15 protein-coding genes are annotated in these 14,963 nt (G+C 71.2%); 1 reads left to right on the top strand and 14 read right to left on the bottom strand.

Going from position 1 to position 14,963, the window contains the following annotated elements:
- Window positions 1–2: 2 nt before the first annotated feature.
- Together ACIGA3_RS20260 and pyrR are read right to left on the bottom strand one after the other, a co-directional pair.
- On the bottom strand, window positions 3–983 hold the full coding sequence (locus tag ACIGA3_RS20260) for an aspartate carbamoyltransferase catalytic subunit (RefSeq protein WP_399717347.1): 981 nt from the start codon (window positions 981–983) through the stop codon (window positions 3–5).
- Window positions 984–1,076: 93 nt separating this feature from the next.
- Window positions 1,077–1,649: a bifunctional pyr operon transcriptional regulator/uracil phosphoribosyltransferase PyrR gene (pyrR, locus tag ACIGA3_RS20255; protein ID WP_399717344.1), complete on the bottom strand. Its 573-nt coding sequence runs from the start codon at window positions 1,647–1,649 to the stop codon at window positions 1,077–1,079.
- A 251-nt stretch (window positions 1,650–1,900) separates the two neighbouring features.
- On the opposite strand from pyrR, the gene bldD reads away from it, so the two are divergent.
- Entirely contained in the window at window positions 1,901–2,401 is a 501-nt protein-coding gene (gene bldD, locus ACIGA3_RS20250) for a transcriptional regulator BldD (RefSeq protein ID WP_399717342.1), read from the top strand.
- 147 nt (window positions 2,402–2,548) lie between these two features.
- Here bldD and nusB read toward each other — a convergent pair whose 3' ends face one another.
- The 12 genes from nusB to ACIGA3_RS20190 all read right to left on the bottom strand — a co-directional run bounded on the left by nusB (window position 2,549) and on the right by ACIGA3_RS20190 (window position 14,960).
- The gene (nusB, locus tag ACIGA3_RS20245) at window positions 2,549–2,983 is read right to left on the bottom strand and encodes a transcription antitermination factor NusB (protein ID WP_399717339.1); all 435 of its coding nucleotides are present in this window, start codon (window positions 2,981–2,983) and stop codon (window positions 2,549–2,551) included.
- A 2-nt stretch (window positions 2,984–2,985) separates the two neighbouring features.
- Window positions 2,986–3,552 (bottom strand): elongation factor P, encoded by a 567-nt coding sequence (gene efp, locus ACIGA3_RS20240; RefSeq protein ID WP_399717336.1) that lies wholly within the window; start codon window positions 3,550–3,552, stop codon window positions 2,986–2,988.
- A 49-nt stretch (window positions 3,553–3,601) separates the two neighbouring features.
- A complete protein-coding gene (locus ACIGA3_RS20235; RefSeq protein WP_399717333.1) occupies window positions 3,602–4,708 on the bottom strand; it encodes an aminopeptidase P family protein in 1,107 nt (368 codons plus the stop codon).
- Between the two features lie 82 nt (window positions 4,709–4,790).
- Window positions 4,791–5,690 carry a Pro-rich N-terminal domain-containing protein gene (locus ACIGA3_RS20230; RefSeq protein ID WP_399717330.1) on the bottom strand — a complete coding sequence of 300 codons (900 nt, stop codon included), beginning with the start codon at window positions 5,688–5,690 and terminating at the stop codon, window positions 4,791–4,793.
- Window positions 5,691–5,855: 165 nt separating this feature from the next.
- Window positions 5,856–6,947, bottom strand: a complete 1,092-nt coding sequence (aroB, locus tag ACIGA3_RS20225; protein ID WP_399717327.1) for a 3-dehydroquinate synthase — start codon at window positions 6,945–6,947, stop codon at window positions 5,856–5,858.
- Window positions 6,944–7,462, bottom strand: a complete 519-nt coding sequence (locus ACIGA3_RS20220) for a shikimate kinase (protein ID WP_399717325.1) — start codon at window positions 7,460–7,462, stop codon at window positions 6,944–6,946. Before ACIGA3_RS20220 ends, aroB begins: the two co-directional genes overlap by 4 nt.
- Window positions 7,459–8,643 (bottom strand): chorismate synthase, encoded by a 1,185-nt coding sequence (gene aroC / locus ACIGA3_RS20215; protein WP_399717322.1) that lies wholly within the window; start codon window positions 8,641–8,643, stop codon window positions 7,459–7,461. Before aroC ends, ACIGA3_RS20220 begins: the two co-directional genes overlap by 4 nt.
- Window positions 8,644–8,821: 178 nt before the next feature.
- Window positions 8,822–9,661, bottom strand: coding sequence for a shikimate dehydrogenase (locus tag ACIGA3_RS20210; protein ID WP_399717319.1), 840 nt, complete (start codon window positions 9,659–9,661; stop codon window positions 8,822–8,824).
- Window positions 9,661–11,343: an endolytic transglycosylase MltG gene (mltG, locus tag ACIGA3_RS20205; protein WP_399717316.1), complete on the bottom strand. Its 1,683-nt coding sequence runs from the start codon at window positions 11,341–11,343 to the stop codon at window positions 9,661–9,663. Before mltG ends, ACIGA3_RS20210 begins: the two co-directional genes overlap by 1 nt.
- 122 nt (window positions 11,344–11,465) lie before the next feature.
- Window positions 11,466–11,930, bottom strand: a complete 465-nt coding sequence (gene ruvX / locus ACIGA3_RS20200; RefSeq protein WP_399717314.1) for a Holliday junction resolvase RuvX — start codon at window positions 11,928–11,930, stop codon at window positions 11,466–11,468.
- A 10-nt stretch (window positions 11,931–11,940) separates the two neighbouring features.
- Entirely contained in the window at window positions 11,941–14,613 is a 2,673-nt protein-coding gene (gene alaS / locus ACIGA3_RS20195) for an alanine--tRNA ligase (protein WP_399717311.1), read from the bottom strand.
- The gene (locus tag ACIGA3_RS20190) at window positions 14,613–14,960 is read right to left on the bottom strand and encodes a hypothetical protein (protein WP_399717309.1); all 348 of its coding nucleotides are present in this window, start codon (window positions 14,958–14,960) and stop codon (window positions 14,613–14,615) included. Before ACIGA3_RS20190 ends, alaS begins: the two co-directional genes overlap by 1 nt.
- Between the last annotated feature and the right edge of the window lie 3 nt (window positions 14,961–14,963).

Below are 14,963 nucleotides of genomic sequence, written 5' to 3'. Positions count from 1 at the left end.
TCTTACTTCTCCTCGGTACGAAGGTGGGCGGTGCCGGCGGGCTCGTTGCCGCCGAGCAGCAGGTAGAGGACGGCCATGCGGATGGAGACGCCGTTGGCGACCTGCTCCACGACCGTGCAGCGGTCGGAGTCGGCGACCTCGGCGGTGATCTCCATGCCCCGGACCATCGGGCCGGGGTGCATGACGATGGCGTGCTCCGGCAGCCGGGCCATGCGGTCGCCGTCGAGGCCGTAGCGGCGGGAGTACTCGCGCTCGGTGGGGAAGAACGCGGCGTTCATCCGCTCGCGCTGGACGCGGAGCATCATCACCGCGTCGGACTTGGGCAGCGTCGAGTCGAGGTCGTAGGACACCTCGCAGGGCCAGGTCTCCACGCCGACCGGCACCAGGGTGGGCGGGGCGACGAGGGTGACCTCGGCGCCGAGGGTGTGCAGGAGGTCCACGTTGGAGCGGGCCACGCGGCTGTGCAGCACGTCGCCGACGAGGGTGACGCGCTTGCCCGCGAGGTCGTGGCCGAGTCCGGCGTCGGGGCCGATCAGGCGGCGGCGCATGGTGAAGGCGTCCAGCAGGGCCTGGGTGGGGTGCTGGTGGGTTCCGTCGCCGGCGTTGATGACGGGAGCGTCGATCCAGCCGGAGTTGGCGAGGCGGTAGGGGGCGCCGGAGGCGCTGTGCCGGATGACGACGGCGTCCACGCCCATCGCCTCCAGCGTCTGGGCGGTGTCCTTCAGGGACTCGCCCTTGGAGACGCTGGAGCCCTTGGCCGCGAAGTTGATGACATCGGCGGAGAGGCGCTTCTCGGCGGCCTCGAAGGAGATCCGGGTGCGGGTCGAGTCCTCGAAGAAGAGGTTGCAGACCGTGCGGCCGCGCAGGGTCGGCAGTTTCTTGATCGGCCGGTCCGCGACCCTGGCCATCTCCTCGGCGGTGTCGAGGATCAGGACGGCGTCGTCGCGGGTGAGGTCGGCGGCCGAGATGAGATGACGCTGCATCTGTCAGGCTCCGTAAGGCAGTTCAAACGGGAGGATTCGGGCGGAGCGGGGCGCTGTGAGGGCACGCCGGAGCGGCCCGTACGCCTCTGTTCGCTACTGGTCGGCAGACTTGGCACCGAGCAGCACGGTGTCCCGACCGTCCTCCTCGGCGAGCTGGACCTTGACCGTCTCCCGCAGCGACGTGGGGAGGTTCTTGCCGACGTAGTCGGCGCGGATCGGCAGTTCCCGGTGTCCGCGGTCGACGAGGACGGCGAGCTGGACCGCGCGGGGGCGCCCGATGTCGTTCAGGGCGTCGAGGGCGGCTCGGATGGTGCGGCCGGAGAAGAGCACGTCGTCGACGAGCACCACCAGGCGGCCGTCGACACCGTCGCCGGGGATCTCGGTGCGGGCGAGGGCGCGTGGGGGGTGCATGCGCAGGTCGTCGCGGTACATGGTGATGTCGAGCGAGCCGACCGGGATCTTCCGGCCGGTGACCTGCTCCAGCTTGACGGCGAGCCGCTGGGCGAGGAAGACGCCTCGCGTGGGAATGCCGAGGAGCACCACGTCGTCGGCGCCCTTGGCGCGTTCGACGATCTCGTGGGCGATGCGGGTGAGAACGCGGGCGATGTCGGGCCCTTCGAGCACGGGCCGGGCATCGGAGTTGAGCGGATTGGCGTGCGTGTCCATACGAAACGGACCCCCTTCTCCGCCTCACGGGACGGACTTTAAAGGACGTCGGATTTGCGCCATCCACACTAGCAGGTCGCCGGGAGGCCCCGTTCACCCGCTTGGCCCAACGGGCCGCCACTACCACGGAAGAGTCGGTGTGGACCATTCGGCTTGACGCAGGAGAATCACGCTGCGTAACCTCACAGTGAGTTACCAGCCGCGCGGTGGGAACACCTGCCGACCGCGTCTACACAGTGTCCGGGAGCTATATGTCCAGCGAATACGCCAAACAGCTCGGGGCCAAGCTCCGGGCCATCCGCACCCAGCAGGGCCTTTCCCTCCACGGCGTCGAGGAGAAGTCCCAGGGACGCTGGAAGGCCGTGGTGGTCGGTTCCTACGAGCGCGGCGACCGTGCCGTGACCGTGCAGCGCCTGGCCGAGCTGGCCGACTTCTACGGCGTTCCGGTGCAGGAGCTGCTGCCTGGCACCACGCCGGGCGGGGCCGCCGAGCCGCCGCCGAAGCTGGTCCTGGACCTGGAGCGGCTGTCCACGGTGCCGGCCGAGAAGGCGGGCCCCCTCCAGCGGTACGCGGCGACGATCCAGTCCCAGCGCGGTGACTACAACGGCAAGGTGCTGTCGATCCGCCAGGACGACCTGCGCACCCTCGCCGTCATCTACGACCAGTCCCCCTCGGTCCTCACCGAGCAGCTGATCAGCTGGGGCGTCCTGGACGCGGACGCGCGCCGCGCGGTGGCGCACGACGAGGGCTGACCGTCCCGCACCTGAGCAGAAACGTGCCGCCGGGGTGGCCGGAACTTTGCGGTTCCGGCCACCCCGGCGGTTTTTCCGATGGTGGCGAAGACGCCGGAGGGCCCGCAGCAGGCGCGCTGCGGGCCCTCCGGCGTCTTGTCGTACCGTTTACGCCTCATCCCGGCGCAGGGACGGCTTGAGCTCCTTGAAGCGGCCCAGGAGGCCGTTCACGAACGCCGGCGACTCGTCCGTGGAGAACTCCTTGGCGAGCTGCACCATCTCGTCGAGGACGACCGCGTCCGGGGTCTCGTCCTCCCAGATCAGCTCGTACGCGCCGAGGCGCAGCAGGTTGCGGTCGACGACCGGCATCCGGTCGAGCGTCCACCCCACCGCGTACTGGGCGATCAGGTCGTCGATACGGCGGGCGCGCTGCGCGTACCCCTCGACGAGCTGCATCGTGTACTCGCTCACGGGGGGCTGCCGGGTGTCGCTCCGGGAGAGCCGGACCCAGTCGGCGAGAACCGTGATGACGTCGGTGCCGCGCTGGTCACCCTCGAAGAGGATCTGGAAGGCGCGCTTGCGGGCCGTGTTGCGGGCGGCCACGGTTAGCTGTTCACCCGGCCGAGGTAGTCGCTCGTGCGAGTGTCGACCTTGATCTTCTCGCCGGTCGTGATGAAGAGCGGGACCTGGATCTGGTGGCCGGTCTCCAGCGTGGCGGGCTTGGTGCCACCGGTGGAGCGGTCGCCCTGGACGCCCGGCTCAGTCTCCGAGATGACCAGCTCGACGGCGGCCGGCAGCTCGACGAAGAGCACCTCGCCCTCGTGCTGCGCGACGACGGCGGTGAAGCCCTCGATCAGGAAGTTCGCGGCGTCGCCGACGGCCTTCGGGTCGATGTGCAGCTGGTCGTACGTCTCCATGTCCATGAAGACGTAGTACTCGCCGTCCTTGTACGAGAACTGCATGTCGCGCTTGTCGACAGTGGCCGTCTCGACCTTGACACCGGCGTTGAAGGTCTTGTCGACCACCTTGCCGGAGAGGACGTTCTTGAGCTTGGTGCGCACGAAGGCCGGGCCCTTACCGGGCTTGACGTGCTGGAACTCGACGACGGACCAAAGCTGGCCCCCGTCGAGCTTGAGCACCATGCCGTTCTTGAGGTCGTTCGTGGAAGCCACGGTTGCGGAATCTCCTGGACTGACGTAGGACCCCGGCGCACGCACCTGTCTACAGGGCGAGCAGTTCCTTGGTCGTGATGGTGAGTAGCTCGGGTCCGCCGTCCGCCTCGGGGCGGACGACGAGCGTGTCATCGATCCGGACTCCGCCCCGGCCCGGAAGGTGGACCCCCGGCTCGACGGTGACCGGCACGCAAGCGTCAAGTTTACCCATGGCCGCGGGGGCGAGCTGCGGGTCCTCGTCTATTTCGAGTCCGACGCCGTGTCCGGTGACCGGCTGGAGGGCGGCGCCGTATCCGGCGGAGTCCAGCACCTGGCGCGCGGCGCGGTCCACGTCGCGGCAGGCGGCGCCCGGAACGAGGGCCTCGCGCCCGGCCCGTTGGGCGGCGAACACCAGGTCGTACAGCTCGATCTGCCAGTCGGCGGGCGAGGTGCCGATGACGAAGGTACGGCCGATCTCGCAGCGGTAGCCGCGGTAGGCGGCGCCGAGGCAGACGGAGAGGAAGTCGCCCTCCTCCACCCGGCGGTCGGTGGGACGGTGGCCGCAGCGGCCGGAGTTGGGACCGGTGGCGACCGAGGTCGGGAAGGCCGGACCCTCGGCGCCGTGGTCGACCAGCCGGCGCTCCAGCTCCAGCGCGAGATGCCGCTCGGTGCGGCCGACCAGGATGGACTCCAGCAGCTCACCGAGGGCCTGGTCGGCGATCTCCGCGCCGATGCGCAGACAGGAGATCTCCTCCTCGTCCTTGACCAGCCTGAGCTGCTCCACGGCCGTGCCGAGCCCGGCGAGGCGCAGTCCGGGCGCGACCGCGTCGAGGGCGCGGTACCGGGCGACGGTGAGGTGGTGCTCCTCCACGGCGAGGGCGTCGCTGCCCTGGTTCCCGGCGAGGTCGGCGGCAGCCACGGCCGGGTCGCGGCCGGGGGCGGACAGGACGTGCAGGACCAGGGATTCGTCGGGGCGCCCGTCCACGGGCCGGTCCTCCGGCGGGACGGGGCACACCAGCTGGTCCTGGTGCCTGCCGAGCAGCAGGACGGCGCCCTGGGGCGCGGCGCCCGCCAGGTAGCGCACATTGGCGGGGCGGGAGATGAGCGCTGCCGCGGTACCGGCCGCGTTGCAGCGTTCCCTCAGCCGGGATCGACGGGTCGCGTACACCTCTGACATGAGACGAGCGTAGAAGTTATGTCCGGTTCGTGCCGGTTGGCGGGGGCCGAGTGGGCGGCCCGCCTTGCTGGGGGCGGCGTCCCTACCAGTTCGGCGGGCTGGCGATCGCGCGGGCCAGGACCTCGTCCAGCACCCGTGCGGTGCCGGGGACGTCCAGCTGGGAGTTGTCGATGATGGGCAGCCCGGAGCCGTACCAGCCGGCCATACGGCCGTGGATGCGGGCCACCTCCTCGTCGGTGAGACGGCGGTTGCCGGAGCGCTCGGCGTTGCGCTCCAGGACGATGTCCAGGCCCGGCAGGAGGACCACCGGGAGCAGGCCGGGGCCCACATGGCGCTTCCAGCCGCCGAGCCCCACGACCGGGCGGTCCGGGAAGACGGCGTCGTCGAGGATGCAGGAGATCCCGTTGGCCAGGAAGTTGCGGGCGGCGAAGCCGCAGGTGCGGCGGGCCAGGCGGTACTGGGCCTCGGAGTGGTCGTTCCACCCGGTCTGCGGGTCGGCGAAGCCGGAGCGGACCCACTCGCGGACGTCGTCCAGGCTGATGTGGGCGGTGGGGGCCCGGCGGTGGTCGGCCCAGTACTTGGCCACGCTGGTCTTGCCCGCGCCCGCCGGGCCGATCAGCAGCACGGCGAGCGTGGTGGCGGACGGGTCGGGGGCGGTCATCGCGGGCGGCGCCGTGGGAACACCGACGGGACCGCCGGGCGGCAGCCTCACATGCCCGGAGACGTCGGGCGCGGGCGGCGGGGCCAGGGGGTGCTGCGAGGGCACGGGGTGCTGCGGGGCCAGGGGGTGCTGCGGGGCCGGAACCTGCGCGGGCGGAGCCGGAGGTGTGGGCGGCGCCGGCGGTACGGGGCCCGCTCCGGAGAACCCCGGTGGCCCGGCGGCCGGACCCTGCGGCGCCCCCGCGGCCGGTGCCCAGCCGGTGTGCGGCCCGTGCCCCGGCTGGTGGGGCGGCGGCAGCGGAGATCCCACTGCGTGCTGCATCCGTTGCCACTCCATCTCGTACACACACTCGGCGCCGGAAGGCGGGTACGGAGCCCGCACCCTACCGAACGGTACCGCCCCCGGCCGTCGTTTGGTGAAACGGCCTGGGGCGGTGCGAAGTGCCCGCCCCAGGTGGGTAATCGGGCACACCGGGCGGTACGGGACCTACTGGCCGACCTCGCCGTAGGCGGCGAGGAGGACGGCCGGGTCGGGGCCCTCCAGCACGGTGGGCCGGGCGAGGCCGTCCAGGACGATGAAGCGCAGCATGTCGCCGCGGGACTTCTTGTCGACCTTCATCGCCTCCACCAGCTTGGGCCACTGGTCGTGCCGGTAGTGCAGCGGCAGGCCGACCGATTCGAGGATCGCGCGGTGCCGGTCGGCGGTGGCGTCGTCCAACCGGCCCGCCAGGCGGCCGAGTTCGGCGGCGAAGTGCATGCCGACGGCGACGGCGGCGCCGTGCCGCCACTTGTACCGCTCGTTCTTCTCGATGGCGTGGCCGAGGGTGTGGCCGTAGTTGAGGATCTCCCGGCGGCCGGACTCCTTGAGGTCGGAGGAGACCACGTCCGCCTTGACCCGGATCGAGCGCTCGATCAGCTCGGCGGTGTGCGGACCGGCCGGGGTGCGGGCGGCCTCGGGGTCGGACTCGATCAGGTCGAGGATCACCGGGTCGGCGATGAAGCCGGCCTTGATGACCTCCGCGAGCCCGGAGACGTAGTCGTGCACCGGCAGCGAGTCCAGCGCGGCCAGGTCGCACAGGACGCCGGCCGGGGGATGGAAGGCACCCACGAGGTTCTTGCCCTCGGCGGTGTTGATGCCGGTCTTGCCGCCGACCGCCGCGTCCACCATGGCCAGCACGGTGGTCGGGACGGCGATCCAGCGCACCCCGCGCAGCCAGGTGGCGGCGACGAACCCGGCGAGGTCGGTGCTGGCGCCGCCGCCGACACCCACGACCACGTCGGTGCGGGTGAAGCCGGACTGGCCGAGCGCCTTCCAGCAGTAGGCGGCGACCTCGGCGGTCTTCGCCTCCTCGGCGTTCGGCACCTGGATGGCGACCGCCTCGTAGCCCTGCCCGGCCAGGTCGGCGCGGAGCGCGTCCCCGGTCTCGGCGAGGGCCTCGGGGTGGATGACGGCGACCCGCTTGGCCTTGGGACCGATCAGCCCGGCCAGCTCGCCCAGCAACTGGCGGCCCACCAGAACCTCGTAGGGCTCGGTGCCGGCCGTCCCGGCGATCTGAATGCGGGTGACTGCCTCGCTCATGCTTCCTTCAACTCCAGTGCGTCCAGGACGGCTCGGGCGACGTCCTCGGGGCCGCGCCCGTCGGTCGTCACGACGGCGGTGGCGACCTCCTCGTACAGATGGCGGCGGGCGTCCATCAGCGTGCGCCACTGCTGGCGCGGGTTGACCGCGAGCAGCGGCCGGGCGGCGTTCAGCCCGGTGCGGCGCACGGCCTCCTCGACGTCCATCGAGAGGTAGACCACCCGCTGCGCGGACAGCAGCGCCCGCGTGTCCGCGTCGAGGACGGCGCCGCCGCCCAGCGCGAGCACGCCCGCGTGCTCGGCGACCGCCGCGGCCACCGCGCGCTTCTCCAGCGCGCGGAAGACGTCCTCGCCGTCGTCCACGAAGATCTCGGCGATGGTGCGGCCCTCATGGGCCACGATGTCGTCGTCGGTGTCCCGGAACGCGGCGCCCAGCCGGTCGGCCAGCAGCCGCCCCACGGTGGACTTGCCCACGCCCATCGGCCCCACCAGGACGACCACGGGCACGGCGCTCATCCGATCGCCAGGTTCTCGAGGTAGGAGCGGACGTTGCGGCGGGTCTCGGCCACGCTGTCGCCGCCGAACTTCTCCGCGACCGCGTCCGCGAGGACCAGGGCCACCATCGCCTCGGCCACGATGCCGGCGGCCGGGACGGCGCACACGTCGGAGCGCTGGTGGTGCGCCTGCGCGGCCTCGCCGGTGGCGACGTCGACCGTGGCCAGCGCGCGCGGCACGGTGGCGATCGGCTTCATGGCCGCGCGCACCCGCAGCAGCTCACCGGTGGTCAGACCGCCCTCGGTGCCGCCGGAGCGGCCGGTGGCGCGCTTGATGCCCTCGGGGGTGGCGAGGATCTCGTCGTGCGCCTTCGAGCCCGGCACCCGCGCCAGCTCGAAGCCGTCGCCGACCTCGACGCCCTTGATCGCCTGGATGCCCATGAGGGCGGCAGCCAGCCGGGCGTCCAGCCTGCGGTCCCAGTGCACGTGCGAGCCGAGGCCGACCGGGACGCCGTACGCCAGCACCTCGACCACACCGCCGAGGGTGTCGCCGTCCTTGTGGGCCTGGTCGATCTCCGCGACCATCGCCTTCGACGCGTCCGCGTCCAGGCAGCGCACCGGGTCCTCGTCGAGCCGCTCGACGTCCGCCGGGGTGGGGTACACGCCGTACGGCGCCTTCGCGGAGGCCAGCTCCACGACGTGGCTGACGATCTCGATCCCGGCGGTCTCCTTCAGGTACGACCGCGCCACCGCGCCGAGCGCGACCCGCGCCGCCGTCTCCCGCGCGGAGGCGCGCTCCAGGATCGGCCGGGCCTCGTCGAACCCGTACTTCTGCATGCCGGCGAGGTCCGCGTGGCCGGGGCGCGGGCGGGTCAGCGGGGCGTTGCGCGCGAGACCGGCCAGCACCTCCTCGTCCACCGGGTCGGCCGACATGACCTGCTCCCACTTCGGCCACTCGGTGTTGCCCACCATGACCGCCACCGGGGAGCCCATCGTGAGCCCGTGCCGTACACCGCCGAGGAACGTGACCTCGTCACGCTCGAACTTCATCCGCGCGCCACGCCCATAGCCGAGCCGCCGCCGCGCGAGATGATCCGCCACCATCTCCGTGGTGATCGGCACGCCGGCGGGAAGACCCTCCAGCGTCGCGACGAGTGCGGGACCGTGGGACTCCCCCGCGGTCAGCCAACGCAGCCTGCTCAACGGTGCTCCTCAGTTCTCGCGCCCACTACTGCCCCGCTCACGCGTGTCCGCGCCCGCGGCGGCGGCTCGGCCGGGTGCGCGATCCCGGCCCGCCACCTCCGATCCTCCCACGCCGTGCCCGGTATCCGGGCCTCGGTCCGGATACCGGGACCTGGGTGCGGGGCCGGGCGGCGGGCACTCAGCGGGCGGCGAGGGCCCGTTCGCCCGCGTGCCGCATGGCCTCCAGCGGGGCCGGGGTGCGGCCGGTCATCCGCTCCACCTGGAGCACGGCCTGGTGGACGAGCAGGTCCAGACCGCCGACCACGGCACCGCCGAACATGGACCAGCGGGCGGCCAGCTCGGTGGGCCAGGGGTCGTACAGCACGTCGAAGAGGGTGGCCGGGCGCTCGGGTACGGCGGTGGCGAGGGCGTCCGCGGTGCCGGCCGGCGTGGTGGCGATCACCAGGGGTGCCCGCAGCGCCTCGGCCGCGTCCGCCCAGTCGGCGGTGCGGACCTCCACGTCGAGCCGTTCGCCCCACTCCCGCATCTCGGCGGCGCGGGCGGCGCTGCGGACGTACACCACGACCTCGCCGGCGCAGATCCGGGACAGCGCGGCGAGCGCGGAGGAGGCGGTGGCGCCGGCGCCGAGGATCGCGGCGGACTCCACCTCCTCGATGCCGTGCTCCCGCAGGGCGGCCACCATGCCGGGGATGTCGGTGTTGTCGCCGACCTTGCGCCCGTCCTCGGTGAACACGACCGTGTTGACCGCGTCCACGGAGGCGGCCGTCTCACTGACCTCGTCCAGCAGCGGCATGACCGCCCGCTTCAGCGGCATGGTCAGCGACAGGCCCGCCCACTCGGGCCCCAGCCCCTCGAAGAAGCCCGGCAGCCCCGCCTCGTCGACCTCGAACCGGTCGTACGACCAGTCCGTGAGCCCGAGTTCGGCGTAGGCCGCCCGGTGCAGCACCGGGGAGAGCGAGTGGGCGATGGGCTTGCCGAGCACGGCGGCCCGGCGGAGGTCGGTTGCCCCTGCAGTCATCAGTTACCCGCCTGCTTCCGGGCCTCCTGGTATTTCTCCACGTTCCGGTTGTGCTCTTCGTTGGTGACGGCGAACACCGTCTCGTTCTCGTTGATCGACACGAAGTAGTACCAAGGACCCGGGGTGGGGTTCAGCGCGGACTCGATCGCTTCGCTGCCGGGGTTGCTGATGGGACCCGGCGGAAGTCCCTTGATGTCGTACGTGTTGTACGGATCGGCGATCTTCCGCAGATCGGCGACCGAGCCGACGTCCAGGGTGCTCTGACCCTTCAGGTAGTTGACCGTGGAGTCGAACTCCAGCCTGCCCGCCGTCTCGACGTTGTCCGGCTTGAGACGGTTGTACACGACGCGGGCGACCTTGCCGAAGTCGTGCTTGTACTTGCCCTCGACCTGCACGAGGCTCGCCACCGTGAGCACCTGGAGCGGACTGTCCAGGCCCAGGTCCTGAGCCTTGCCCGCGAGGTCGTACTTCTTGTACTGCTCGTTCGAGCGCTCGACCATGCTCTTCAGGACGGCCTCGGGCTTCATGCCCTTCGCCACCGCGTAGCTGGACGGGTAGAGGAAGCCCTCGAGGGGGTCCTTGACGTCCTTGTCGCTGTTCGCCCAGGAGGGCAGGCCAAGGTCCTTCCAGTCGTCCTTGGCGATCTTCGCCGTGGTGCCCTTGGCGAGCTTCAGGCGGGTGTCGATCGCCTGGTACACCCAGATGTTGCGCTTCCCCTCGGGAATGACGAGGTTGTCACGGCTCTTCGGGCTGAGCATCAGTTCCACCGCGCTCGCGGCGGACATGTGCTTCTGGAGCGTGTAGACGCCGTCCTGGAGGGACTTGCCCTTGGGGTTGGCGAGCTGGGCGGAGACGAAGGCGTCGACGCTCTGGACGACGCCGGCCTCCTTCAGCTCGCGGCCGATGTCGACGCCGACCGCGCCCTTGGGGATCTCGACCGTCACCGCTTCGCCGTTGCCGCTGCCCGCGTAGTCCGGGGCCGGGGCGAAACGATTTTTGTAGAACTGGTAGCCGAAGTAGGCCACGCCGCCGAGACCGCCGCCGAAGACCACGATGACGACCATCAGGGCGCAACCGGTGCGCCCCTTCTTGCTCTTGACGGGTTTGCGGCCCTTGCCGCGCCGCTCGGTGCGCGGCTCCCGGCCGTCGGCCTCGGGGTCGCCGTCGTCGTCGCCTCCGGCGGGCAGGGGGTGCTCGTCGGGGTCCGCCTGGGGGTCCCAGCCGGCCTCGTGGTCCGGTTCGGGGTGCCGGTGGCCGGGGGGCTGGGGCGGCGGGTAGGCGTCCTCGGTGACGTAGTGGTCGGGCTGCTCGGCGCCGTAGGCCGCGGGGTGCTGCCCGTAGGGGTCGCCCGGGTCGGCGGCGTAGGGCACATGGCCGTGGGTGCCCGTCGCGTCCCAGCCGCCCTGGTGCTGCTGGTGATGCTGGTGCTGCTGACCGGTCTGCTGGGGATCGAAGTGCTGCTGGCCCTGCCCGTCGTACTGCGGGTACTGCTGGCCGCCGTAGCCCGGCTGCTGGTCCTGGGACCATTCGCCGTACTGCTGGTGCTGCGGATGCTGCGGCTGGCCGCCGTAGGGGTGCTGCTGGCCCCCGTGGGCCTGCTGCGCTCCCCATCCGCCGTCCCCGTACAACGGGTCCTCCGGATGCCACGGTTCGGTGCCTGGGCCCCGGCCATACTCAGTCATCGATCCCCTAGAGCCGCGAGGTCGACGGTCGCCCGGCTCCAGGACCGGCTTCCGTTCCGCCTCTTGCTGTGCGGCGGCTGTTCGAACACCGCCGCATCGCGCGGAACGTTACCGCACCGCGATCAGATGACCACTTCGACGCCCTCACCGGGTGCTTCACCTGACACCCGTTCGGATTCCAGGGCCTGCTGGAGGATGATGACCGCCGCCGCCTGGTCGATGACGGAACGGCCCTTCTTGGACTTCACGCCCGAGGCGCGCAGTCCCTGGCTGGCCGTCACCGTGGTCATCCGCTCGTCCACCAGCCGTACCGGCACCGGCTTGATGCCGCGCGCCAGCTCCTGCGTGAACGCGCGCACCTTGACCGCCGCCGGGCCCTCGCCCCCCTTGAGGGAGCGAGGCAGGCCGACGACGACCTCGATCGGTTCGTACTCCTCGACCAGCTGCCGCAGTCTGCGGTACGCGGCCGGGATGTCACGTCCGGGAACCGTCTCCACCGGAGTGGCGAGGATCCCGTCGGGGTCGCACGAGGCGACCCCGATCCGGGCGTCCCCGACGTCGATGGCGAGCCGGCGTCCTCTGCGCATGGTGCCGGGCCTACTTCGCCGTGTCGGCGACGAGGCGCTCGACGGCGTCGACGGCCTCGCCGACGGCGGCCGGGTTCTGGCCGCCGCCCTGGGCGACGTCCGGCTTGCCGCCACCGCCGCCGCCGAGGGTCTTGGCGGCGGTGCGGACCAGCTCACCGGCCTTGAGGCCGCGCTCGCGGGCCGCCTCGTTGGTGGCGATGACGGTGAGCGGCTTGCCGTTGTTCACCGTGAACAGGGCGACCACGGCGGCCCGGCCGCCCTGGATGCGCCCGCGCACGTCCAGGACCAGCTTGCGCAGGTCGTCCGGGGCGGTGCCGTCCGGGACCTGACCGGCGACCAGGGCGACCCCGCGCACGTCCTTGGCGGACTCGGCGAGACCGGCGGCGGCCTGGAGCACCTTCTCCGCGCGGAACTTCTCGATCTCCTTCTCGGCGTCCTTCAGCCTGCCGAGCATCGCGGAGACCTTCTCCGGCAGCTCCTCCGAGCGTCCCTTGACCAGCTCGCTGAGCTGGTTGACGACCGTGTGCTCACGGGCGAGGAAGTTGTAGGCGTCCATGCCGACCAGCGCCTCGATACGGCGTACGCCGGAGCCGATGGAGGACTCGCCGAGCAGCTTCACCAGGCCCAGCTGGGCGGTGTTGTGGACGTGCGTGCCGCCGCACAGCTCCTTGGAGAAGTCGCCGATGGTGACCACGCGGACCCGCTCGCCGTACTTCTCGCCGAACTCGGCGATGGCGCCCTGCTTCTTGGCCTCGTCGATGCCCATGACCTCGGCGTGCACGTCCAGGTCGTGGGAGAGCACCTCGTTGATCTTCTGCTCGACGTCGGTCATCACGGCCGTCGGAACGGCGGCCGGGGAGCCGAAGTCGAAGCGGAAGCGGCCGGGCTGGTTCTCCGAACCGGCCTGGGCGGCCGTCGGGCCGAGGGCGTCGCGCAGCGCCTGGTGGGTGAGGTGGGTGGCCGAGTGGGCGCGGGCGATGGCCTTGCGGCGGCGGGCGTCGATGGACGCCTGGGCCTTGGCGCCGACCGTGACCTCGCCGACCTGGACGACGCCCTTGTGGACGTAGACGCCCGGCACCGGCTTCTGGGTGTCGCGGATCTCGATGACGGCACCGGTGTCGACCTTGATGCGGCCGGTGTCACCGATCTGGCCGCCGCCCTCGGCGTAGAACGGGGTGCGGTCGAGGACGATCTCGACCTCGTCGCCCTCGGTGGCGGCCGGGGAGGAGACACCGTCGACGAGGATGCCGACGATGGTGGTCTCGCTCTCGGTGTCGCTGTAGCCGATGAAGTCGGTGGCGCCGGAGGCGTCCGCGATCTCACGGTAGGCGCCGAGGTCGGCGTGGCCGGTCTTCTTGGCGCGGGCGTCGGCCTTGGCGCGCTCCCGCTGCTCCTTCATCAGGCGGCGGAACCCGGCCTCGTCCACGGCGAGGCCCTGCTCGGCGGCCATCTCCAGGGTGAGGTCGATCGGGAAGCCCCAGGTGTCGTGGAGCAGGAACGCCTTGTCGCCGGAGAGGACGCTGCCACCGGACTGCCTGGTCTCGGTGACGGCGGTGTCGAGGATGTTGGTACCGGCCTTGAGCGTCTTGAGGAAGGCGTTCTCCTCGGCGACGGCCACCTTCTCGATGCGCTCGCGGTCGGTGATCAGCTCGGGGTACTGCTGGCCCATCATGGCGATCACGACGTCGATCAGCGGCTTGACGACCGGACCGGTGGCACCCAGCAGGCGCATGTTGCGGATGGCGCGGCGCATGATGCGGCGCAGCACATAGCCGCGGCCCTCGTTGCCGGGGGTGACGCCGTCGCCGATCAGCATGGCGGCGGTGCGCATGTGGTCGGTGACCACGCGCAGGGAGACGTCCGACGCCTGGGCGTCGCCGTAGGCCACGCCGGTCAGCTCGGTGGCCTTCTCGATGACGGCCATGGAGGTGTCGATCTCGTACATGTTCTGCACGCCCTGCAGAATCATGGCGAGGCGTTCCAGGCCGAGGCCCGTGTCGATGTTCTGGCTCGGCAGGTCCCCGAGGATCTCGAAGTCGTCCTTGCCGATGCCCTCGCCCCGCTCGTACTGCATGAAGACGAGGTTCCAGATCTCGACGTACCGCTCGTCGTTGACGGCGGGGCCGCCCTCGACGCCGAACTCGGGGCCGCGGTCGTAGTTGATCTCGGAGCAGGGGCCGCAGGGGCCGGGGACGCCCATGGACCAGTAGTTGTCCTTCATGCCCAGGCGCTGGATGCGCTCCTTGGGCACGCCGACGACGTCGTGCCAGATGCGCTCGGCCTCGTCGTCGTCCTTGTAGACGGTGATCCACAGGCGCTCGGGGTCGAGGCCGTAACCGCCCTTGTCCTGGGGGCTGGTGAGCAGCTCCCAGGCGAACTTGATGGCGCCTTCCTTGAAGTAGTCGCCGAAGGAGAAGTTGCCGCACATCTGGAAGAAGGTGCCGTGGCGGGTGGTCTTGCCGACCTCTTCGATGTCGGGCGTGCGCACGCACTTCTGCACGCTGGTGGCGCGCGCGAAGGGGGGCTTGACCTCACCCAGGAAGTAGGGCTTGAAGGGCACCATGCCGGCCGGGACGAGGAGCAGAGTCGGGTCGTCCGCGATGAGCGACGCCGAAGGGACGACGGTGTGCCCGCGCTCCTCGAAGAAGCTCAGCCAGCGGCGGCGAATCTCGGCCGACTCCATCAGTGGTCCTCATTCCGGTTGTACGAGTACGTCGTGTTCTCGATGTACTTCACTGTGCTGCTGTTGTTCTCGATGGCGGTGATCCGCCGGGGCTCCGGCAGGGCGGGGTTCTCGTGGATGCCGAGCGCTTCCTCAAGCTCCGCTTCCCGCTGGGCCATGTTGTCGCGGACGTCGAGCGCGAAGCCGACCGCCGCGTCCTTGAGCCGGTGACCGGTCTCCAGGGCCTTGTTGGCCGCGGTGACGGCGAGGCTCTCGGGAGTCAGCTGCTTCAGCTTGCGGTTGACCTTGGTGGTGGCCCACACACCGGCGGCGACGCCCGTGCTGAACCAGAACGTACGGCGGAACATCGC

The sequence above is a fragment of the Streptomyces sp. NPDC085596 genome, from assembly GCF_044541565.1.
Taxonomy (GTDB): Bacteria; Actinomycetota; Actinomycetes; order Streptomycetales; family Streptomycetaceae; genus Streptomyces.
The sequence above is the reverse complement of the archived record's forward strand: the minus strand, read 5'-3'. Positions and strand labels throughout refer to the sequence as shown.